24 protein-coding genes are annotated in these 19,084 nt (G+C 60.0%); 15 read left to right on the forward strand and 9 right to left on the reverse strand.

Going from position 1 to position 19,084, the window contains the following annotated elements; genetic code table 11:
- The first annotated feature begins 111 nt into the window (after positions 1–111).
- The 4 genes from AC1DCU_RS00630 (at position 112) to AC1DCU_RS00645 (ending at position 4,155) form a co-directional block, all read left to right on the forward strand.
- Positions 112–1,302, forward strand: coding sequence for an efflux RND transporter periplasmic adaptor subunit (locus tag AC1DCU_RS00630; protein ID WP_282280519.1), 1,191 nt, complete (start codon positions 112–114; stop codon positions 1,300–1,302).
- Positions 1,299–3,263, forward strand: a complete 1,965-nt coding sequence (locus AC1DCU_RS00635) for a MacB family efflux pump subunit (RefSeq protein WP_282280520.1) — start codon at positions 1,299–1,301, stop codon at positions 3,261–3,263. The genes AC1DCU_RS00630 and AC1DCU_RS00635 overlap by 4 nt, the downstream gene beginning before the upstream one ends.
- A 90-nt stretch (positions 3,264–3,353) precedes the next feature.
- Complete coding sequence (locus AC1DCU_RS00640; protein ID WP_282280521.1) at positions 3,354–3,746, forward strand: hypothetical protein; 393 nt, start codon at positions 3,354–3,356, stop codon at positions 3,744–3,746.
- Positions 3,747–3,777: 31 nt separating this feature from the next.
- Positions 3,778–4,155: an EF-hand domain-containing protein gene (locus AC1DCU_RS00645; protein WP_282280522.1), complete on the forward strand. Its 378-nt coding sequence runs from the start codon at positions 3,778–3,780 to the stop codon at positions 4,153–4,155.
- 45 nt (positions 4,156–4,200) lie between these two features.
- Here the strand turns inward: AC1DCU_RS00645 and AC1DCU_RS00650 are convergent, their stop codons facing one another.
- The 3 genes from AC1DCU_RS00650 to AC1DCU_RS00660 form a co-directional block, all read right to left on the reverse strand.
- Complete coding sequence (locus AC1DCU_RS00650) at positions 4,201–5,526, reverse strand: Smlt3024 family type IV secretion system effector (protein ID WP_282280523.1); 1,326 nt, start codon at positions 5,524–5,526, stop codon at positions 4,201–4,203.
- A gap of 26 nt (positions 5,527–5,552) precedes the next feature.
- Entirely contained in the window at positions 5,553–6,416 is an 864-nt protein-coding gene (locus tag AC1DCU_RS00655) for a Smlt3025 familytype IV secretion system inhibitor (protein ID WP_032976239.1), read from the reverse strand.
- Positions 6,417–6,545: 129 nt separating this feature from the next.
- Positions 6,546–6,761, reverse strand: coding sequence for a hypothetical protein (locus AC1DCU_RS00660; protein ID WP_032976240.1), 216 nt, complete (start codon positions 6,759–6,761; stop codon positions 6,546–6,548).
- 176 nt (positions 6,762–6,937) lie between these two features.
- Here AC1DCU_RS00660 and AC1DCU_RS00665 point away from each other — a divergent pair, with 176 nt between their 5' ends.
- Entirely contained in the window at positions 6,938–7,297 is a 360-nt protein-coding gene (locus AC1DCU_RS00665) for a helix-turn-helix domain-containing protein (RefSeq protein ID WP_032976241.1), read from the forward strand.
- Positions 7,298–7,370: 73 nt separating this feature from the next.
- Here AC1DCU_RS00665 and AC1DCU_RS00670 read toward each other — a convergent pair whose 3' ends face one another.
- Positions 7,371–7,778, reverse strand: a complete 408-nt coding sequence (locus AC1DCU_RS00670; RefSeq protein WP_442251183.1) for a hypothetical protein — start codon at positions 7,776–7,778, stop codon at positions 7,371–7,373.
- A gap of 535 nt (positions 7,779–8,313) precedes the next feature.
- Between AC1DCU_RS00670 and AC1DCU_RS00675 the strand changes: the two genes are divergently transcribed.
- Complete coding sequence (locus AC1DCU_RS00675) at positions 8,314–8,745, forward strand: hypothetical protein (RefSeq protein ID WP_235189947.1); 432 nt, start codon at positions 8,314–8,316, stop codon at positions 8,743–8,745.
- 129 nt (positions 8,746–8,874) lie between these two features.
- On the opposite strand, the gene AC1DCU_RS00680 is transcribed toward AC1DCU_RS00675, so the two are convergent.
- Positions 8,875–9,291 (reverse strand): hypothetical protein, encoded by a 417-nt coding sequence (locus AC1DCU_RS00680; RefSeq protein WP_032976245.1) that lies wholly within the window; start codon positions 9,289–9,291, stop codon positions 8,875–8,877.
- Positions 9,292–9,599: 308 nt separating this feature from the next.
- Between AC1DCU_RS00680 and AC1DCU_RS00685 the strand changes: the two genes are divergently transcribed.
- From AC1DCU_RS00685 to AC1DCU_RS00695, 3 genes are all read left to right on the forward strand, one after another.
- Entirely contained in the window at positions 9,600–9,860 is a 261-nt protein-coding gene (locus AC1DCU_RS00685) for a DNA methyltransferase (RefSeq protein ID WP_425602690.1), read from the forward strand.
- A 69-nt stretch (positions 9,861–9,929) separates the two neighbouring features.
- The gene (locus AC1DCU_RS00690) at positions 9,930–10,151 is read left to right on the forward strand and encodes a helix-turn-helix transcriptional regulator (RefSeq protein WP_152543303.1); all 222 of its coding nucleotides are present in this window, start codon (positions 9,930–9,932) and stop codon (positions 10,149–10,151) included.
- 223 nt (positions 10,152–10,374) lie between these two features.
- Positions 10,375–11,565 (forward strand): tyrosine-type recombinase/integrase, encoded by a 1,191-nt coding sequence (locus tag AC1DCU_RS00695; RefSeq protein WP_442251182.1) that lies wholly within the window; start codon positions 10,375–10,377, stop codon positions 11,563–11,565.
- Positions 11,566–11,600: 35 nt separating this feature from the next.
- Here the strand turns inward: AC1DCU_RS00695 and AC1DCU_RS00700 are convergent, their stop codons facing one another.
- Positions 11,601–12,716: a DNA cytosine methyltransferase gene (locus AC1DCU_RS00700; protein ID WP_478014089.1), complete on the reverse strand. Its 1,116-nt coding sequence runs from the start codon at positions 12,714–12,716 to the stop codon at positions 11,601–11,603.
- 183 nt (positions 12,717–12,899) lie between these two features.
- Between AC1DCU_RS00700 and AC1DCU_RS00705 the strand changes: the two genes are divergently transcribed.
- Positions 12,900–14,258, forward strand: a complete 1,359-nt coding sequence (locus AC1DCU_RS00705; protein WP_442251181.1) for an ATP-binding protein — start codon at positions 12,900–12,902, stop codon at positions 14,256–14,258.
- The gene (locus tag AC1DCU_RS00710) at positions 14,251–15,195 is read left to right on the forward strand and encodes an O-methyltransferase (RefSeq protein WP_442251180.1); all 945 of its coding nucleotides are present in this window, start codon (positions 14,251–14,253) and stop codon (positions 15,193–15,195) included. The genes AC1DCU_RS00705 and AC1DCU_RS00710 overlap by 8 nt, the downstream gene beginning before the upstream one ends.
- A 114-nt stretch (positions 15,196–15,309) precedes the next feature.
- Here the strand turns inward: AC1DCU_RS00710 and AC1DCU_RS00715 are convergent, their stop codons facing one another.
- On the reverse strand, positions 15,310–15,777 hold the full coding sequence (locus AC1DCU_RS00715; RefSeq protein ID WP_442251179.1) for a hypothetical protein: 468 nt from the start codon (positions 15,775–15,777) through the stop codon (positions 15,310–15,312).
- A 166-nt stretch (positions 15,778–15,943) separates the two neighbouring features.
- On the opposite strand from AC1DCU_RS00715, the gene AC1DCU_RS00720 reads away from it, so the two are divergent.
- Entirely contained in the window at positions 15,944–16,243 is a 300-nt protein-coding gene (locus tag AC1DCU_RS00720) for a hypothetical protein (RefSeq protein ID WP_442251178.1), read from the forward strand.
- Here the strand turns inward: AC1DCU_RS00720 and AC1DCU_RS00725 are convergent.
- The gene (locus tag AC1DCU_RS00725) at positions 16,229–16,843 is read right to left on the reverse strand and encodes a hypothetical protein (RefSeq protein ID WP_442251177.1); all 615 of its coding nucleotides are present in this window, start codon (positions 16,841–16,843) and stop codon (positions 16,229–16,231) included. The genes AC1DCU_RS00720 and AC1DCU_RS00725 overlap by 15 nt on opposite strands.
- A gap of 64 nt (positions 16,844–16,907) precedes the next feature.
- Here AC1DCU_RS00725 and AC1DCU_RS00730 point away from each other — a divergent pair, with 64 nt between their 5' ends.
- Positions 16,908–17,201: a hypothetical protein gene (locus tag AC1DCU_RS00730; RefSeq protein ID WP_442251176.1), complete on the forward strand. Its 294-nt coding sequence runs from the start codon at positions 16,908–16,910 to the stop codon at positions 17,199–17,201.
- Positions 17,202–17,265: 64 nt separating this feature from the next.
- On the opposite strand, the gene AC1DCU_RS00735 is transcribed toward AC1DCU_RS00730, so the two are convergent.
- A complete protein-coding gene (locus AC1DCU_RS00735) occupies positions 17,266–17,718 on the reverse strand; it encodes a BLUF domain-containing protein (RefSeq protein ID WP_442251175.1) in 453 nt (150 codons plus the stop codon).
- 548 nt (positions 17,719–18,266) lie between these two features.
- Between AC1DCU_RS00735 and AC1DCU_RS00740 the strand changes: the two genes are divergently transcribed.
- A complete protein-coding gene (locus tag AC1DCU_RS00740) occupies positions 18,267–18,764 on the forward strand; it encodes a YciE/YciF ferroxidase family protein (RefSeq protein WP_346585871.1) in 498 nt (165 codons plus the stop codon).
- Between the two features lie 107 nt (positions 18,765–18,871).
- A complete protein-coding gene (locus tag AC1DCU_RS00745) occupies positions 18,872–19,081 on the forward strand; it encodes a hypothetical protein (protein ID WP_442251174.1) in 210 nt (69 codons plus the stop codon).
- Positions 19,082–19,084: the final 3 nt, after the last annotated feature.

Consider the following 19,084-nt stretch of genomic DNA (forward strand, 5'->3'; position numbering starts at 1 on the left):
ACGCAATCCATCACCTTGAGACTCGACGGCCATCCACGCCCGGCACCCGGAGCGTGCATCTCTCCTGCCGCGAGGACCACCGATGACCTGCTCCTTCTGGATGCTGTGCGAATGAGCACAGCACCGCGTAAACACCGCCGACTGCTGATGACCGCCGGTGCCGTACTGTGCACTGCCATTGCCGTCTGGTTCTGGCTCCGACCGGCACCGCCGCCACCGCTGCAGCTCGCGCCCGTGGTGCGCGGAAACATCGAACAGGTGGTGGAAGCCACCGGCACCCTCAAGCCATCGCGACTGGTAAGCGTGGGCGCGCAGGTTTCCGGACGCATCGAAACCCTGTACGTGAAGCTGGGCGACAAGGTGAAGGCAGGTGACCCGATTGCCGACATCGACTCCCGTACCCAGCGCAATGCACTGCTGAGTGCGCAGGCAGCACAGCGCACCGCACGCGCCAACCGCGATGCACTGGCCACCGATCTGCGCCAGCTCGAACTGACCCTGCGGCGGCAGCAACGGCTGGTCGCATCGCAGCTGGTTGCCCGCGCCGACTTCGACGCGGCCAACGCCAAGGTGGAGGCAACCCGCGAACAGATCAAAGCGCTGGATGGGGAGATCGTGCAGCGGCAGACCGAGGTGGACATCGCGCAGACCAATCTGGAATACACCCGCATCACCGCGCCTACCGATGGCACGGTGCTGGCGGTGGTCGCCCGCCAGGGGCAGACGGTGAACGCGGTACAGAGCGCACCCACCATCGTCATGCTGGGCAACCAGGACGTGATGACCGTCTATGCCGAAATCTCCGAGGCCGACGTTGTGCACACCACGGTCGGCCAGGAAGCCTTCTTCACCATCCTTGGCGATGCGGGCCGCCGCTACAGCAGCACGCTGCGCGACATCGCGCCCGCGCCCGAATCGATCACCAACGAAGATGCATCCAGCCTCACGTCACCGGCGTTGTCCGCCGGCAGCCGTACCGCCATGTACTACAACGGCCAGTTCGACGTGGACAACCGTGATGGGCGCCTGCGCAGCTACATGACCGCCCAGGTACGCATCGTGCTCGGCCGTGCCAACAACGTGCTGACCATCCCCTCCGCCGCGCTGGGTGCGCGGGCCGGCGATGGCAGCTACAGCGTGCAGGTTCGCGGTGCAGACGGGCGCGCAGTGGCGCGGCGCATCGCCATCGGGCTGGATGACCAGATCCAGGTGGAAGTACGCAGCGGCTTGAAGCAAGGCGAGCAGGTGGTTCTGGCTCAAGCCGGCGACGAAGACGCCGCCGCACCCGCGCAGCCCCGATGAGCGCCCCCATGAGCGAGCCTCTGCTGAGCGTACGTGGGCTGCGCCGTGAATTCGCCGCCGGCGAGCAGACGCTGGTGGTACTGGACGGTGTGGACCTGGACATCCATGCCGGTGAACTGGTGGCCATTGTCGGCCAGTCCGGCTCGGGCAAGTCGACGCTGATGAACATCCTCGGCTGCCTCGATCGCCCCTCTGCCGGCGAATACCAGATTGCAGGGCGCCAGACCGCGCAGATGTCGCCCGATGAACTGGCCGAACTACGCCGCGAACACTTCGGCTTCATCTTCCAGCGTTACCACCTGCTGGCCGACCTGACCGCGCTGGGCAACGTGGAAGTGCCGGCGATCTATGCCGGCATGCCCTCCCCCGCGCGCCAGGCGCGGGCCGCCGAACTGCTGGCGCGGCTGGGCCTGAGTGAACGCATGCAACATCTGCCCGGCGAGCTGTCGGGGGGCCAGCAGCAACGCGTGTCGATTGCCCGCGCACTGATGAATGGCGGTGCGGTGATTTTCGCCGACGAACCGACCGGCGCCCTGGATACACAGTCGGGCAAGGAAGTGATGAAGATCCTCGGCGAGCTGCATGCCGAAGGCCACACCGTGGTGCTGGTGACCCATGACATGGCGGTGGCCGAACACGCCCAGCGCATCATCGAGATCCGCGATGGTCGGATTGTCGATGATCGTGCCACCGGTGCTGGCTCGGCAGCGGGCGTGGCGCCGACCGCGATGCCGCAACGCAACGATGGCATCGGCTGGCAGGCCGTGCGTGATCGCTTCTCCGAGGCCTTCCGAATGGCCCTGCGCGCCATGAACGCACACCGCATGCGTACCTTCCTGACCATGCTCGGCATCATCATCGGCATCGCCTCGGTGGTGTCGGTGGTCGCGCTGGGTACGGGCGCGCGTCAGGCCATCCTGTCCAACATCTCTTCGCTGGGTACCAGCACCATCGAGATCTATCCAGGCTCCGGCTTTGGCGACCTGCACGCGGCGCGGGTGGAGACCCTTACCCCGGGTGACAGCGTGGCCCTGGCCGGGCAACCGTTCGTGGACAGTGCCACCCCTGGCGTAGCCACCACGGGTACTGCGATGCGCGGCAACCGCTCCGCCAGCGTGCAGGTGCAGGGCGTCAGCGAACAGTACTTCCGCGTGCATGGATTGAAGCTGGGCGAAGGCACCTTCTTCGGCGCGCAGGGTGTGGCTGGCTACCAGCAGGTGGCGATCATCGACGCCAACACCCGCGCGCGCTTCTTCGCCGCAGCCGAGAACCCCATCGGGCAGACCCTGCTGCTGGGCACCGTGCCGGTGCGCGTGGTGGGTGTAGTGAAGAAAGATGCCGGCGCCGCCGGCGACGCCTCGCTGCTACGGGTATGGATGCCCTACACCACCGCCATGGCGCGGGTGTTGGGCCAGAGCCATGTATCCAGCATCACCGTGCGCGTATCCGATGCGATCAGCATGGAAGCGGCCGAGCAGGCCATTGCACGATTGCTGACCCGCCGCCACGGCAGTACCGACTTCTTCATGAGCAACAACGCGCAGATCCGCCACTCGATTGAACAGACCACCGGCATCCTCACCATGATGATCAGCTCCATTGCCGCCATCGCGCTGGTGGTCGGCGGTATAGGAGTGATGAACATCATGCTGGTATCAGTGACCGAGCGCACCCGTGAGATCGGCGTACGCATGGCCGTGGGCGCGCGGCGCAGCGACATCCTGCAGCAGTTCCTGATCGAGTCGGTGCTGGTGTGCCTGCTTGGTGGTGTGCTGGGCATTGGTGTGGCGTTGCTGCTGGGCGCAGTGCTGGCACTGGCCGACGTGGGCTTCAGCCTGGTGTTTTCAGCGAATTCAATCATCGCGGCGTTCGCGTGTTCCAGCCTGATCGGGATCGGCTTCGGCTTCTTACCTGCACGGCGCGCGGCGCAGCTGGATCCGGTGGAAGCGCTGGTCCGGTAATCACCGCAATTGACTGCGGTGACGGCAGGTTCGCGCAATGTCTGCGGTGTGTACTGCAGCTACCGACGATGTCCGCACAGGAGCTGGACGATGTTTCTGAAAACAGGAAGAAATGCGCTGCTACTGGCAGCAACCGCGCAGCTGCTGGTGCTGCTGCCCTACTCGGGCGATGCCCATGCGCAGCGTGGCGACCGCCACAACCCGCAGTGGAACCAGGACTATCGTGACCGCGAGCGCGATGACTGGCAGCGCCGCGAGCGGGAGCGTGACCGGGAACGCGAGCGCCGGCACGACGCCAAGACCACGGGCGTGGTGGTGGGCGTCGTGGGCGCGGCCGTGGTGGCGGGCGTGATTGCGGCAGCGGCGAAGCGCGAGCGGGAAACACGCGAGCGCGCCGATTACTGCATGAACCGCTACGGCAACTATGACCGCCGCACCGACAGCTATCGCGACCGCGATGGCTACACCTACCCCTGCCGCTGACTCCCTCGCTCAAGGACTACATGCAATGCATATGAACAAGACCGCCCTGTTGATCGCGCTGTGCGCCGCCCCGCTGCTTGCACAGGCGGCGCCAGCCGACCCGAAACAGGCCTATATCGATTCCACCTTCACCGCGATGGACAGCAACAAGGACGGTCGCGTCGACAAGGGCGAGTTTGCTACGTATCAGCAGGCACGCTTCAGCAAGCAGGCTGACTCGATCGATGCCGCGTTCGCTGCGATGGACAAGAACAAGGACGGAAAGATCAGCAAGGAAGAAGCGACCGTGGTGCCGGAAATCGCGAAGTACTTCACGGGGCTGGATACCGACGGCGATGCCTACCTGTCGCTGAAGGAAATGCAGCAGGCGATGGTGGCGGCGCAGACTGCCGACGCACCGGGGAAGTGACGGGTGCGGGGGCAATGGGAATACCCCACTGCCCCTTGCTGTGCACTATGCCAGGCGCATTGCCGGATGCTCGCGCACCTGGTTGTCCAGTTCCTGCTGCTGACGCTGGGACTGGGCCTGTTGCCGTTCTGCACTGGCCAGCTCCAGACGCTGCAACGACTGCTCTACCGGCGTCTGCACGGCCACATCGGTGGGCATGGAAGCCCTCAGGTGTGCCGGGTCGTTCATCTCGCCCTGCACCACGAACACGTTGCGGCCCGCTGGGCTGTCCGCCGTCTGCGCGCTGAGCAGCACATGGTCGGCACGGTCCAGGTTGTTCTGCCGGGCCAGGACCATCACGCTGGCGGTCAGACGTTCACTGCTTTCATCCGGCGTGCGTCCTGCTCTGGCATCGATGCCGGCGACATGCCCGCTGACCTGCTGCAGCAGACTGTACTCGGCGTGGTCCGGGCCAATGTCTGCCAGACGGGTGGGTGTGCGCTTGAGATCCGGCAGGCCATCTGCCGATGCGGTAAGCGGACTGCGGGTGATGGTTCGGTACGGATCTTCCGGGTGGAACTGGGTGGCCTTCTGCTGCCGCTCCAGGCGGACTTCGCGGGCATCGTTGAGTTCGGCGATGCGGGTCGGATTGGTGATCTCGCGCAGCGAACTGTGGCCGCCGCCGGAGGTGACACTGGCCCACTTGCCGTCCTTTTCAAAGTACAGCGCGTAGGAATTGAGGCCGCCAATGACGTTGGGGTCGACCGAGGAGCGGCCACCCAGGGCCTGGGTGACTTCATGGAACGTCAGCGTGCCGAGGTACTGGCTCCCCTTGCTCAATCCCATCTGGGTGATCGCATCGCGGCTGGTACTTCCCACCCGCGGGAGTCCGGCCCCATCGTTGTCGAGCATGTTGGTCCAGATCTGCTCCAGCTTCTGCGGGCCACTCTTTTCCAGTGCGGCCTGAAGGAGCACGCGGGGTGTCCAGCAATTGGGATCCAGGCGATGCTGCTCGAACGCACGGTCGTGCGCGGTCATCACATCCTTGCCGGGCAGGTTCAAGGCAAGATCCGGGCGCTGCTGCTGCGACCAGTACTGCCGCAACACGAGGTCCTGCTTGAGCAGACTCTGTCCGAAGGCTTCCCATTGCCGTTCACTCAACACCGCATTGGGGAAGCGTGAACCATCGTCGTGCTGCGTTCTCGCATGTTCCTGTGCGTAGCTGTTTGCCACCCGCCCGGGCAGGCTGTCGTTGCGCACAACGCCCAACGCCAGCGTTCCATAACCGTCTGCACCGGGAAGCTGCGAGAGATAGTTCCAGTAGAGCTCCCGGTTGCCCGAATCCGCATAGGCAGTGAGGATCCTGATGTCCTTCTGGGTCAGTCCACCCATGACTTACTCCTTGAATTGTCTTCGGATCACCTGGCCTTGGTGCGTGCCAAGGCATCCCGTACCGCGTCTTCCATGCGCTTCCAGTCCTTCAGGAATGCCCGCTTGTAGTTCAAGGTGATCGAGAGCTTGTTCTCGACATCCACGAAATAGTGCGTACATCCTGCCGCCACCGGGTCGTCGAGGTCGATGACCTGATCGCCTTCCAGGCGCACGCCATCACCCCGGAACGAGGTGGTCTCGCACTTTATGAATGTGGTGAGCTGACCATCTTCGTTGCGCGCAACATACCAGTCATCTTCATAGGCCGGGTTTCGAACAGGAGGCTTGCCGTAGCGGGCCTCGTAGTCCTTTGAATAGCGGGCCATCTTCTCTTCATCGATGGCATAAGGGACCAGCCCCAGCGTCGCTGGCCGGGCAATCCGCAGGTCCAGGCGTGCCCGTGGATCACCACGTTCCACCGATCCCTCCTCGGTGATGGCCTCGTTGGACGACAGTCGCGCAAGCGACGTTTCGATTGGAATCCTGTCGATGTAGTTCACCGCCACCGCGATCTCCTTGCGGAAATCATTGGTCCTCGGATTCGCCCGTGCGCCCGGCGCCGTCGGCTTCATGTCAGGCCATTCGATAACCAGCGTCACCCCCTCCCCCGGCCAAGGCGCAATCTGGCTGTCCAGATAATTGGCGGGGATGCGGAAGGTATTCGGCCCCAGCTTCACGTCCACGGGCGCGTCGGTGTAGGTGTGGCCGTTGAGGGTACGGCCGGTCTGCGTTGCGCCAGGCATGGCGGGATTCCTTTCGTGTTCGGTGGATGGCGGTCGTGCGCAGGCACTGGCGCTCACAGCGACGGCGATTGCGAGTGCCAGGCACCGGCCGGAGGACATCGGGTGCATCGGGCCATTCCATTGCGGGGTTTGGATCCACTATAGGCAAAGGCCGATCAACGGGACAGGAACGTCATCACTACCCGCCCACGATCAGAATTTTCCTACGCACCTCCATCGCCGTGCCAGTTGGCACCTTCACCGCCACTGCAGATCGACGTGGCACTGCGGGCAGGAGTGGTAGGCAGATGCCGGGCGGACCGCGAGTGCGCCCACAATGCCGATCAGTATCGACATGGCCAGCATCCCGGTGACGCCCATCAATAAGAAACCAACTGCACCGCCAAGCAGCGCCAGAAACGTGAAGGCCCACCCGGAGCTAGACCAATGCCCGCGGCCATTGCGGATGGCCATCGGTCCGCGGTATCCGCAGGCAAGGCAGATTGTCGATATTGTGCTGCCAGGCGGCGCTGGCCGCGAAGACGGCTTCATGCCCCACCCCCGCCTTACGATGCTACAAATAATGTAGCATACGGAATGGGGGTCGGTTGCCATCCTGTAGACCGTTACAGGATGCGCCCAGGCGGTTAATGTCCCCCACACCTCTCCGCGACCAGTTCACCAAGCGCCTCAAAGAAGCGCGCTTGGCGATGGGTATTTCCCAGCGTGAGCTGGGCCGGCGCATTGGCTTGTCTGAAGATGTGGTGTCCAGCCGGGTGACACGCTACGAGCAGGGCGCGTCGGAGCCGGACTTTGCCACTGCCGGAAAGATGGCTGCCGAACTGGGTGTTCCGCTGGCCTATCTTCTGGCCGATAGCGATGCACTGGCCAATGTCATTCTCGCCGCCGCTAGGTTGCCGCATGCAGAGCAGCGACGACTGGCGACGGAATTGAAAGAGCGGGCGAAGCGGTCGAGCGGCGCAGAGCAAGCAGAAAGCGACAGCGACTAGCACGGCGCTTGAACCGCAGGCATGGGGACCACGTTGGAAGTCCCCACCCTTCCCGTTGCGGCGCACCTGTGAATCAAGGGTCAAGATAGCGCTCTACCTGCAGCGACAGTGCTTCGCATGCATCAAACAGACCATCGACCATGGCCGCCGACGGATAGAAGCCCGGATCGTCGTTCTCCCGCGCTACGTGTGCGGCGTGCAACATGGCAGTGAGCGCGGTGATGCCCGATGCACTTCGAGTGGCCAAGGCCAAGTCGAAAGCACGACCGGGCGTGAGGCGATTTTCGGACCACGGTGTGCCGTCCGCACGATGGCCTTTGCCGTGGCCTTGCAGGAACGTGAAGAACGCAGAGGGAGGCGCGGACTCGGCGACATCGCTGAGTGCGTCTTCCATCTTTTCGGCGAGAGCATTGGGAAGATCGCGCACGGAATCGCCGAGCAGCGCGTGCAGACGGGGATAGTCGGGAAGCAGGTCAGACATGGCGGCAACCTCACGGTGTGGCCACCTGCAGATGCAAGGTGGCGGACGGTGCGGGTTGGCGTGCCGGATACATGACGCAAGAAGCCGACGGATCACAGGATCCCCACGCACCATCCGCCATAAACTGGCAGAGCATGCATTGTCGCGCATCATGTAAGTTCGAGACGCCAATCCCGGCCAAGGCGAGTACCTTGGCGCAACCATCGTCCACGCGTCCTTTCAGCAGATCGAGAGGGAAATGCGTCGCGAAGTGGTATCAAGACTTAGATCAGAGAGCATTGATCCCAAAACGTGAAAATCAACACCAATGCATTGTGCGGCCCGGGAGTTTTCGTCGACGCCATAGACCACATGATGCTGCGCGGCTGTCGCTCCTGCTGCTCATACGGGTGGATTCCGACAGCCAGTGATCGCGGCTTACCTTCGCCGGATTCGTGTAAAGTCACGCTGAAAGGTGCCACCCGCCTATCAATGGCGATTTTCTCGGGGGAAGAATATGCATTCCATAGCTGCAAAGCTCACAATGCGAGCGGCGATGATCGCTGTTCCGTTGCTGGCCGCAGGTTGTTTTATGCCCACCAAACAACCCGACGCAGCAATAGTCAAGCCGGCACCTGCAGATCGGGTATTTGCACTCCCCGACCAAGGCGCTTCCACCGGGAATGTGGTGGTAACCCGCGACATCGGCGCTGTTGGTAGCAAGTGTGCAATAGGCGTTATGGTCGATGAGCAGATGGCCGCCCATCTCAACACAGCCGAATCAGTCACCTTCGCATTGAAGCCAGGCCGGCACTTGCTGACGGTAACCGGAATTGACGGCCCCGGCCTGTGTTCATTCAATGCCACCAAATCCGCGCTGGCCAGACGCCGTTCGACCGAGATCTTTGTAGATGCCGATACAACGCGGAAGTACCGGCTAACTTTCCCTGCAGTGGAATCACCGCCGGTGATCGAGCCTGCTTTCTGACGACACTTTCTCGTTGCAGCACAAATGCAAACGCCCCTTTCGGGGCGTTTTTGCATTCTTGGCGGCCTACTTGCTCCAGCGCTTGGAACGCGTCGGCTAGACCTTTGTGACGCGACTATCGAGCGGGATCTACTTCCGCTCCATCGTCGGGCGACCGCCAGCAGGCCAGAGAATTCGGTAGACCAGCTCGTCGCCAGCAGCGATAGTCACATTCTGGAACGTTGAGACGTTCTGACAGAGACCGCCGCCGGCCTCAAGCTTCAGGAAATACGAGCCGGGCACCACGTGCATGCTGGCCGATTCGCTTGGCTTCAACGCAACGACCTTCTGATCATCAATCAGGATGTCGAACGAGCAACCACCACCTGCAAATCCTTTGTCACGGGTCACTTTGATTGTGGCCGACCGTTCGGCACTGCGATTAAAGTAGCTGGCGTCGTACACCCTACTGGCTGACACAGCTTTGGCGGTTCCGGGGGTGACTGGCGTCGAGGAGCACCCTGCGGCGAGCGCTGCAACGAATCCCAAAACAGCAACCTTCTTCATATGGCCTCCCTGTAGGCCTTCGAGTCTACCGGATGCGGTGGGACAGCAGGCGCCGATCAGCTACAGCGCGCCGAGCAAGAAAAGCGCTGGCATCTACGGCCGCATGCGCAGAGGAGGAGCCCAGCGCGGGTACCCAAAATCCAGGTACCGTCGACTTCAAGATGCGGCCAGGTCAACTGCACATCGACGAGGGCAGCGCAGCCCGCTTCTTCTATTGCGCTAGGGCAACCAACGCAGATCGCGGTGCCGGCCTGGACGCGTGCAAGAAGTCGCCCGCAGGCATGGTGTCCAGCACCAGTGGGCAGCAAATGACCCGCCGCGATGAGGGTGATCAGGTCGCCCCAAAAGGGGAACACCCCCCTACCCTGAAGCCGACCGATCTCACGCGCTACCTGTGCCGGCTGGTCACTCCAACCGGCGGCGTGGTGCTGGACCCGTTCATCGGCAGCGGCAGCACTGGCAAGGCCGCAGTACTCGAGGCTTCCAGTTCACCGGTACTGAGTTGGACCCGGACTATGCCGGGATCGCTGAGGCAAGCGACAGCGTTGCGCAACCTGGATTGCCGTTAGGAGCAAACGCATGAACACCGCCACCGAGCAGCTGCGCGCTGCGTTGGCCACGAATTGGAGGAGGACATCATGCCGCCGAAGAACACGCGCGAAATAACCGTCGCGGAACTGCACGCGGACCTGCAGCCGATCGAGGTTGTTGCCATCCGCACCAGCCTCGGCCAGTCGTGGATCTATCGCCGCATGAAGGAAGGCTCGTTCCCGCACTCATATAAGATCGGAGCGCGTCACGTATGGTGGAAAAAGCACATCGACCGCTTTGTCGCCGGCGAATCCACAGAATGTGGGTGAAAGCATGGGGCGAGCGGCGTAGACAACGAAAAGCCCCTATTTCCAGGGGCTTTTTGAAAAAACTGGCGGAGAGAGTGTCTGAATTTAGGGCGTTCCCTAGCTTCCGTGCACCTTCGTGAAACCAGTCTCAGCCCTTGCGCCAGCTAGGTTTCACCATCCGGGTTCGTTCGCAGGCTTTCGCGGGAAGTCGCGCCTGCTGGGTGGGTACATGGATGGGTAGGAAATGGGATTGAAGATCAATCGCCTGACGGCGAGACGGGTGGCCACGGTCACCGATCTGGGCTACCACGCTGACGGTGGCGGTCTATATCTGCAGGTGACCGCGTCCGGTGCCAAGAGCTGGGTGTTCAGGTATCGATTTGAGGGGAAGCGCCCGGAAATGGGCTTAGGCCCGCTGCACGTGATCGGCTTGGCCGAGGCGCGGGAGGCGGCAGCAGCCGCGAGGAAGATGGTACAGGCAGGTCAGGATCCACTCGCGGGTAGGCGAGCGGCGGCTGTCGCCACTGCCAGCATCCCAACATTCTGGGAGGCCGCCATGGCATATATCGCAGAGCGCGAAGCAGGATGGACCAACCCGAAGCACGCGGGCCAGTGGACCAGCACGCTAGAGACGTATGCAAAGCCGGTGCTGGGAGATCTGCGGGTGGATCGAATTGAGACCGAGCATGTCTTGGCCGTGCTTCGGCCAATCTGGACCACCAAAACGGAGACTGCCAGCCGGGTCCGGCAACGCTTGGAGGCAGTGCTTGATGCCATGACCGTGCAGAAGAAGCGCAGTGGGGAGAACCCAGCGCGATGGCGCGGGCACTTGGCCGTGATCTTGCCGAAACCCACTGCGGTGACCAAGGTGGAGAACTTCGCTGCCCTACCCTACACAAAACTACCCGAGTTCATGGCTGCATTGCGATGCCGTCATGGCGAGGCTGCGCGCGCATTGGAATTCACGATCCTCACGGCCGCTCGCACGGGAATGACCTTGGGCGCTGTTCCCGGAGAGATAGATCTGGCGGCCGCGACCTGGACTGTCCCTGGTGACAGGATGAAGGCGAAGACCGAACACACGATTCCGCTCCCGGCGGCTGCGATTGCGCTTGCAAGGCCACGCATGGGGCGCAACTTATTGTTCCCCAACGACCTCAGCAACCAGCCGCTCAGCGAAAACGCGATGCTGGCACTGCTTAAGCGCATGGGGTATGGCCATGTCACGGTTCACGGCTTTAGGTCGACCTTCAAGGACTGGGCAAGCGAGACCACCGATTTCGCTGACGATCTGTCCGAGGCTGCCCTAGCTCACCGGATTCGGGACAAGGCGAAAGCTGCGTACAAGAGAGGAACCATGCTAGAGAAGAGGCGCCATCTGATGGCGACTTGGGCATCCTTCTGTGGACAATTGTGGACGAATGCACCGGATTAGCAAGTGGCGCACAGCCTTCAGAACTCGCCGAATATTCACGTCTTGAGAACGCTCTTTCTAATCCTATTAAAGACCACTTCAGCGAGAACGGGAGGAACACTATTTCCAATTTGCCTAAACGCCTGCCACTTAGTCCTGTCAAAATGAAACCAATCCGGAAAACTCTGCAAACGAGCAGCTTCGCGGGGAGTGATCACGCGCGGCATTCTAGGATGAATTGGCCGTACAGCCTGAAAAGAGCCGCGATCCGCCCCCGTCCCAGCACGTAATGTCGGACAGAAACCATCCGGCCGAAGCCGTACAGACTTCGTCTTATAGTCTTGCTCACCAGGCCCCAAGCTGTCATACCTCATGCGCAGCTCAGCACTATGAACCGTTCCCTGATGATTTAGAACAATACCCTTATCCAAGAGCCGTAAGGATTCGGGACAACCTATTCCAACAGGGCGATCCCCCCTCAGTTTTTCTTGGTAGAGAGAATTGGCGACAGCATGAAGTCGAGCGCGGCCAGAGATATTGGCCTTCCAATCTTCTTCAACCGTGGCTGGAAGTCCGCGCAATGCGTGCCTCACCGTATTTATCCCTATGTGGCTGCCAAACGCATCAGTTCCCAGCGCGTGAACATTGAGACCACTTGCGCGCAACACTCCAACAAAAAATACACGCGTACGCGACGTGGGCGCACCAATATCCGACGCCCTAATCATAATAGGCTCGTGCAACTCGTAATCTTCATGCAGCGGTGCGAGCATGCCGTCCAGAACCTGCCTATTTCTATCGTGCAGGATTCCAACAACATTCTCCGCAACAAAAAAACGTGGGCGGGCTCCGATTACGAGCCTAACGAAATGGCCGAAGAGATTGTTTCTACTGTCGCCGGAATCTCGCTTGCCGATAACACTAAAACCTTGGCAAGGCGGCCCACCAATGATCCCATCCAGCTCCCCGTACTTAAGCCCCGCAGCATGAAGAAGGCCATTGGCGTCCAGAGCAGAGACGTCTTGATTCAAGTGGGCGACGCTCGGAAAGTTGCAGGCGTGGGCAGCAGCCGCGCGCGCGTCAAGCTCGACCGCTAGACGAACATCGAACCCGGCGCGGGCAGCTCCCAACGTCAGCCCACCAACACCAGCGAACAGTTCAACGACCTTCAAGAGACCCCCTGGTGTAGTAATGTCGATGAATTCTAACGCTTTTTTTTTGAGTTGTCGATCGGCCCGCTACATCCCTACCAGCCAAGACGCGGTCCATGTACCTGATCCCGTTGCGTTTTTACGGGGCCGGTGTAAGACTCCAGCGACCGGAGATTTGAAATTTCAAAGCCACAGGGGGCATGGATGAACGAACACTACGCAGACGCGGAGCCAACTAAGAAGCTCTTCATCGACACACTCGTGCGAGATGTAGACCTCATCTCCGCCATTGTCGACTTGGTCGACAACTCTGTCGACGGCGCTAGAAGAATCAGACCAAACGGTGATTTTCGAGGACTAGCGATCGAAATGACCATCGATGGCAGCCAGTTCCTTCTTAGGGATAATTGCGGTGGAATTCCACTGGATATCGCCAAAAATTACGCATTCCGATTTGGACGATTGACAAATCAGGCCCCTACCGTTGCTCATTCAGTAGGTCACTTCGGCGTGGGAATGAAGAGAACTCTCTTCAAGATTGCAAAGAAGTTTACGATCACGTCTCAAACTGACATTGACGAATTCGGCCTAGGCGTCGACGTGCTTGCTTGGGAGGACGATAAAGAGTGGAGCTTCCCTCTAAGCAATGTTTTTGTTCATAGCGCACCTCTTAGCAGAGTCACTGGCACGGTGATCCTCGTGGACAGCCTCAGGGAAGATGTTGCTCAGGAATTCGCACTAGGAAAATTCCGCGGAGAGCTGCGCGAGCGCATCCGCCTGGCACATACAGCCGCGATTTCCGCCGGACTCATTATATCTTTTAACGGCGAAATTCTATCAACCGTAGATTCGCTGACCATCAAGTCGTCGACCGAGATATCGCCCCACGTACGTCGAGGCACTTATAAGCTTTCCGGCGGAACGGTTGATTATACGTGCATCAGCGGCATATCCGACCGGGACAGCGAGAATGCAGGATGGTACGTCTTCTGCAACGGACGCCTCCTTCTTTTTGCCGATCAAACTGCACAGACTGGCTGGGGCGTGCATCCAGCCCCTTCATTCCATCAGCAGTTTAATTATTTCCGAGGGTATCTTTACCTCGAAAGCGACAATCCAGGATTGTTGCCCTGGAACACAACAAAGACAGGAATGTCGGAGGACCATGACGTCTTCAGAAGAGTGAGGAATGTCATGGCTGAGTCCATATCTGAGGTTACTCAATTCCTCAATCGGGTGCGAGACGAGGAGGCGAACCTTAAGACGGACGCAAACGCACCGACTCCGCTTAAGGACGCGATTACCAAGGCTAAGGCCTTGAACGTAACTAGCGAGCATCAGCAGCTCAAAGTGACATCCAAGTTTGCATGGCCAGCAGCTGCCCCGCGCCCAAAGACAAAGTCGGATACAATCAAAATCCAGTATTCAGTCGACCGATCCAAGCTAGAAGCCTTGCAGGAGTTTTTGAAAGGCGAGATACCATCCACAAGCGGCAGCGCGATTGGGCTTTTCACCCTGGAGGAATACTATTCACTTCATCTGGGGGATGGCCAAGATGAATGAGAAGCCTGGTTCTTTTACGAAGATTGATTATCGGGTGAGGCCCGCGAAGCAAATTGAGCGCCGAATGATCTCGGAGGCGCTCTCCTGCCTCATGAGGCTCGGCCCAATGGGTAATTATTGGTACGCAGGGATGGGGAGCATCTCGTTCTTGGACTTCACTATGATTCATAGGGCGCTTGGAATCCAAGAGATGCTAAGCATCGAGCATTCCAAGTTCGCTGAGCGGGTGGACTTTAACAAGCCTTTCAGCTGTATCCGCATCATTGAAGGCGAGGCTGAATCGGTATTGCCCGGACTAGATTACTCGACGCCAGGCATAATTTGGCTCGACTACGATGGAAAGCTGGACCTTGGCCAGCTAAAAGACTTGGGACTACTTGCGAAGAAGATGGCCCCAGGCAGTGTTTTTCTCGCAACAATAAATTGCGAATCTGGCAAAAACAGTGGCGCCGTTAAGAGTGAAGCAGATCGTCTAAAAAAGGCCGTCGGGGCTGCACTTCTGCCCGCCGGCTTTACGCCATCATCGATCGAAGGAGTGAAGTATGCTCGCGTCATCCGAGACATTGTGGATGCGCAGATCACCTCGGAGGCGAGTGATCGCAGAAAGATTGGCTCCGATCCACACCCCGTCAGTGTTCATCAATTTTTGAATTTCAATTATTCCGACAATGCAAGAATGTGCACGCTCGGATGGTTTGTTGATGCCAATGACGCTCTGACTCAGTGCGCATTTGATTCACTAGACTTCTACAGACCAAGCATAGACTGCTTTACCATTCAGCCTCCGGTCCTGACTCCCAAGGAAATTCGGCATCTTAATAATCAACTCCCTAAGACAGCGATCCCAACTTCACCGGGCCTCTCACAGGACGATGCAAAGAACTACACTAAGCTGTATCGATATTTCCCCACGTATTTCGAAGTACTAGAGGCATAACTCCGAGCCCAGCGCTTCGTATACACAAATAGCACGAACAGAAGGTCGGGATGCTGTGAAAATGGCTGATGCGGCCTGCGCACATTCTTGACTATGAGCGGATGCTGGACCCTGCTAAGTCCCGCTCCCAACCTTAGACCTAGGTTTAGTCACCGGCGGCTGGCGCGGCTGGAGCGCTTCCTTGGCCCGCTCCAGCTCCTTCGCCCCCGCCTCGGCCAGACGCCGGGCCTGCTGCAGCTGTTCGGGTGTCGGCGGCAGGCCAGGCAGCGGCGGTAGAGGTTCCCCCGGGGAACCGTCCACCATCCGAGCCACAGCAGCTCGCAGCCGCATCTCTGGGTAGAGCCTGGCCGCGCACCACCGCTCGGCGTAACGCTTGCCCTGCGCCATGCTGGCCGCCCGAACGTTCTTGGTTTCCCACATCTTCCGGGCATCAAGGTGCACCCGAACGCCGCCGTCCTTTGCGGGAGTTACGTTGGCGATCTGCCGGCCACTCCACCACAGCACCCAGCCCTCCCCCATCTGGACCCAGCCAGAGGGTGGCGGTGCTGAGCGGAAGCCTTGGTAGCCGTGCGAGGGGAGCATGGCCGAAAGGATACGGCTACGCGTCGCAGATGCTGCGAACCAGTGGACTTGCCTCGCACGCTAAACGCTTCAGCTCTCACCTACACGTTGCGCACCCTGTCAAGAGAAACATTCTTAACAATTTATATGTAGCATCAGGGCACCAGACGCCTTGTGATCTACGTACATGACCTCCCCACAAGTCTTCCGGATCCTGCGGATCAGACCCATTCTCCAACTCAACGGAACGATGGAAGGGATCGCCTCGCTGCAATCCAAATGCACCGCTTGCGGAGACGAATCCAGGATGTCCAAAGGCTGCGGCCTTGAAGAAGCAGAGGGTGGCTTCAAGCTCACCTGCCTGGGCTGCAAGGCAACCGAGATCCTGACGCTTGAAGTGGCCCTGGGCCATTGGCATGAACAGACGCGACGCGATCGCATTCTTGCCCTCGCGGGCATCGTCCCCGATGACCTAAAGCGCCCCTAGGTCCCGAACCACCGCCCGGCCTTCGCTCAGCGCAGCAACCAGAAGCCTGCCACCTGCAACCTGGCGGCCGACAGCCTGATTGAGCCACGCCGCCTGTAGCCGGCCCGCAGCCAGCACGTCTACGAGCTCGAAGCTGTCAGGGACGCGCTCCAACGGCTCGCCCGGAGACGCCAGTCCCCCAACCAGAGGCTGCACAACCGCAGGGATCGCACTGTCGTGTTTGGCATAGGCTGTTGCCACGATTCGCCCGTTCTTCGCTGACCACCCACCGAGTACGAGCTCCGTGCCGAGAGCAGCTCGAGGCAGGTCGGCCTCAACAGCCGCCTTTTCGTATGCGGGCCAGAGCTTGTCGATCACCAGCCCCAGCTCTGCCATCAATTGCTCCATCGTGAAGTCCGCTCGGAAGCTCGCCTGCAGCGCCAACTCGTATATGCGAAGGAAGAATTGAGTTGATCCGCGAGTGGCCAAGACCAGGTTGTGCTGTGGGATCAAAAGCAGCTTTGCCCCAGCAGATGGAACTCGGGTAAAGGCGTCTTCTGCCAGAGTGTCCACAGCTACCAAGAGCTGGTCAGGACGTAGAAGAACGTTGAGGATGCTCATAGCGCATGCCGAAGGGCTCGCGCTGACTATCTCCGCTATTCAGCCACCTGTCCAGAGGTCCGTCATGCGAGCAACAGATGCAGAAATTCTCCAACGCCTTGAAGCCTGCGAAGCAGACCTAGAAGCGCACCGCGGCTATCTGAAAGCATTCGAGTACGGCCTTCGGGCAACCGTCATAGCACATCCCGAACCCGGAGCCTTGTCAAAGATCTGGACGCAGTTGCTTCCTGGAATTGAGGAGAAGCATGCGACCGAGGGCGGAGCCCTCTACAAGGCCGCGCTGCAGCAAGCACTGGCAGTCCTCACCGATCAGATTGAAGCATCATGCGGCGCATCTTCCGCAAATGGGATCAATTAGCGCGCTGGAGCTCCTTGATTGACGCCGCAGCAGCACGGGGCAAACGCACCAACGAGGGACCGCCCTAGCCGATCACCGCGACTTGTTGCTGGACCGCGACCTGCAACAGATCCATTCCCGTAGCGTTGGGAGCGGTCGCATCTCCTCGCTGGAAGAAGCTGGTCCAGTCAGCACTCGCCATCCGGGCAAGCTCTTGCGATTCGACCGGTAGCCACCGCATTGGCCAGAATGGCAATCGCCGACGCCCTACCCTTCCTCGCTGCAACTCTACGAGGCCGGAGTGGCTGCTTGCGCCCACCACCCTGGAATAAGCAACGGATAGGCCATCTTCCGGTCCTTCCAGATACTGCAGAAAGCGCTCGCCATCGAAGAGAAGTACGCCAGTTACGCCAGCGTCTCGGTTGAAGCGGGCGGCATCGTCAATGATGGAGCACAGCCTTCCTTCCGTCTGGCCCAATCCATCTGCAACGATCTCTGCGACAGCCTCACTTGCGTACACCACGGCTCGGATAGGCATAGGGACATCTCCCTGCGGGGCTCTATACCCTATCAATACTTGCCGAGGAATAAAGTGACGTGCAGGTCGAAAACAAAACAGTTCAGGAACGTGCGAAAACTGAATTCGTGGACGCGTCACTAGGAGCCCTACAAATGCCTGACACCGGACTCTTCTACGTACTGGCTTTGGACTACGGCGCTGACGACGCCCGAATCGGTCACGTGAACTCGATCACAATTCGATGCAACCAATGCCACCATATCACTCGCTTGAACAAGAGAATCGAGCGCATCGAGGGAGGTACGGTTCTGACCTGCGGGAAATGCGGGGCGCGACAGGCTATAAGCAACGCTAGGTTGGTCGAATGCGATCACAGCTTGGGACATGCCAGAAGTTGAGATAGCGGCGGCGAAATCTCACCTCTCCAAACCGGCCAGAAGCTGATGAAGCGCTCAACCGATGAAGAGCATTTGGGGCCGGCGAACTCACATTAGGGTCACATGGTTTGCAACCGTCCTAACACCTTCTCCAATAGCCTGTCGCCTCCATTCCTTTGGAGAAAAGCGATGGCAATCAAGACTGCGGAAGATCTTTTCATCCACGAACTGTCCGACATCTACAGCGCGGAAAAGCAATTGACAAAGGCGCTCCCCCGCTTGGCCAGGGCATCCAGCAACCCCGACCTAGCCGCGGCTTTCGAACTTCACCTGGACGAGACGCAGGGCCAGATCGAACGTATCGATCAGGTAGTTGAAGTCCTCGGCATCCGCCTGAAGCGCATCAAGTGCGCAGCGATGGAAGGGCTGATCGAGGAAGGGAAAGAGATCATTGACTCCGTCGAGGAGGGACCGGTTCGGGATGCCGCGCTGATCGGCGGCGCACAGAAGGTCGAGCACTACGAAATAGCGTCCTACGGCACCATTGCCGCACTGGCCAAGCAGCTGGGCTACAAGGATGCTCTGCCACTCCTGCTCGAGACGCTCGAAGAAGAAAAGGCTACGGACGAAAAGCTGACAATGATCGCCAAGGGCGGCGGCAACCAGAAGGCCGCCGAAGCAGCGTGAGCCTGCATGGCGGCGTAGCGGTCGCTATGCCGCCAATTTTCGCCAATAGCGCAAGCAAGCACCGCGACACAGCAGATGCAGGTGCCCCCCCTTCTGGAGCACAGACAATGAACGAGAAAAAGTTGCAGGACGAACTGCCGTTCAACCCGACGACCGACGTTGACGACGCATCAAAAGCCCATACACCTGACGTGCGTCGCAATGACAAGGCCAAGTGGAAAGAGCACGACATGCCCGAGGACGGCGGCGGGCCCAAGGCCACGCCTGAAGACTATGAACGTCCTGACCCTGACCCTACCGGCGGCCATCGGGGCTAGGAA

This window comes from Stenotrophomonas sp. 10L48 (assembly GCF_056395105.1).

Bases quoted from the DNA above. Each gene is read 5' to 3' on its own strand.
- AC1DCU_RS00630 (WP_282280519.1), top strand. From the start codon at position 112: ATGAGCACAGCACCGCGTAAACACCGCCGACTGCTGATGACCGCCGGT.
- AC1DCU_RS00635 (WP_282280520.1), top strand. From the start codon at position 1,299: ATGAGCGCCCCCATGAGCGAGCCTCTGCTGAGCGTACGTGGGCTGCGC.
- AC1DCU_RS00640 (WP_282280521.1), top strand. From the start codon at position 3,354: ATGTTTCTGAAAACAGGAAGAAATGCGCTGCTACTGGCAGCAACCGCG.
- AC1DCU_RS00645 (WP_282280522.1), top strand. From the start codon at position 3,778: ATGAACAAGACCGCCCTGTTGATCGCGCTGTGCGCCGCCCCGCTGCTT.
- AC1DCU_RS00650 (WP_282280523.1), bottom strand. From the start codon at position 5,526: ATGGGTGGACTGACCCAGAAGGACATCAGGATCCTCACTGCCTATGCG.
- AC1DCU_RS00655 (WP_032976239.1), bottom strand. From the start codon at position 6,416: ATGCACCCGATGTCCTCCGGCCGGTGCCTGGCACTCGCAATCGCCGTC.
- AC1DCU_RS00660 (WP_032976240.1), bottom strand. From the start codon at position 6,761: ATGGCCATCCGCAATGGCCGCGGGCATTGGTCTAGCTCCGGGTGGGCC.
- AC1DCU_RS00665 (WP_032976241.1), top strand. From the start codon at position 6,938: ATGTCCCCCACACCTCTCCGCGACCAGTTCACCAAGCGCCTCAAAGAA.
- AC1DCU_RS00670 (WP_442251183.1), bottom strand. From the start codon at position 7,778: ATGTCTGACCTGCTTCCCGACTATCCCCGTCTGCACGCGCTGCTCGGC.
- AC1DCU_RS00675 (WP_235189947.1), top strand. From the start codon at position 8,314: ATGATCGCTGTTCCGTTGCTGGCCGCAGGTTGTTTTATGCCCACCAAA.
- AC1DCU_RS00680 (WP_032976245.1), bottom strand. From the start codon at position 9,291: ATGAAGAAGGTTGCTGTTTTGGGATTCGTTGCAGCGCTCGCCGCAGGG.
- AC1DCU_RS00685 (WP_425602690.1), top strand. From the start codon at position 9,600: ATGACCCGCCGCGATGAGGGTGATCAGGTCGCCCCAAAAGGGGAACAC.
- AC1DCU_RS00690 (WP_152543303.1), top strand. From the start codon at position 9,930: ATGCCGCCGAAGAACACGCGCGAAATAACCGTCGCGGAACTGCACGCG.
- AC1DCU_RS00695 (WP_442251182.1), top strand. From the start codon at position 10,375: ATGGGATTGAAGATCAATCGCCTGACGGCGAGACGGGTGGCCACGGTC.
- AC1DCU_RS00705 (WP_442251181.1), top strand. From the start codon at position 12,900: ATGAACGAACACTACGCAGACGCGGAGCCAACTAAGAAGCTCTTCATC.
- AC1DCU_RS00710 (WP_442251180.1), top strand. From the start codon at position 14,251: ATGAATGAGAAGCCTGGTTCTTTTACGAAGATTGATTATCGGGTGAGG.
- AC1DCU_RS00715 (WP_442251179.1), bottom strand. From the start codon at position 15,777: ATGCTCCCCTCGCACGGCTACCAAGGCTTCCGCTCAGCACCGCCACCC.
- AC1DCU_RS00720 (WP_442251178.1), top strand. From the start codon at position 15,944: ATGACCTCCCCACAAGTCTTCCGGATCCTGCGGATCAGACCCATTCTC.
- AC1DCU_RS00725 (WP_442251177.1), bottom strand. From the start codon at position 16,843: ATGAGCATCCTCAACGTTCTTCTACGTCCTGACCAGCTCTTGGTAGCT.
- AC1DCU_RS00730 (WP_442251176.1), top strand. From the start codon at position 16,908: ATGCGAGCAACAGATGCAGAAATTCTCCAACGCCTTGAAGCCTGCGAA.
- AC1DCU_RS00735 (WP_442251175.1), bottom strand. From the start codon at position 17,718: ATGCCTATCCGAGCCGTGGTGTACGCAAGTGAGGCTGTCGCAGAGATC.
- AC1DCU_RS00740 (WP_346585871.1), top strand. From the start codon at position 18,267: ATGGCAATCAAGACTGCGGAAGATCTTTTCATCCACGAACTGTCCGAC.
- AC1DCU_RS00745 (WP_442251174.1), top strand. From the start codon at position 18,872: ATGAACGAGAAAAAGTTGCAGGACGAACTGCCGTTCAACCCGACGACC.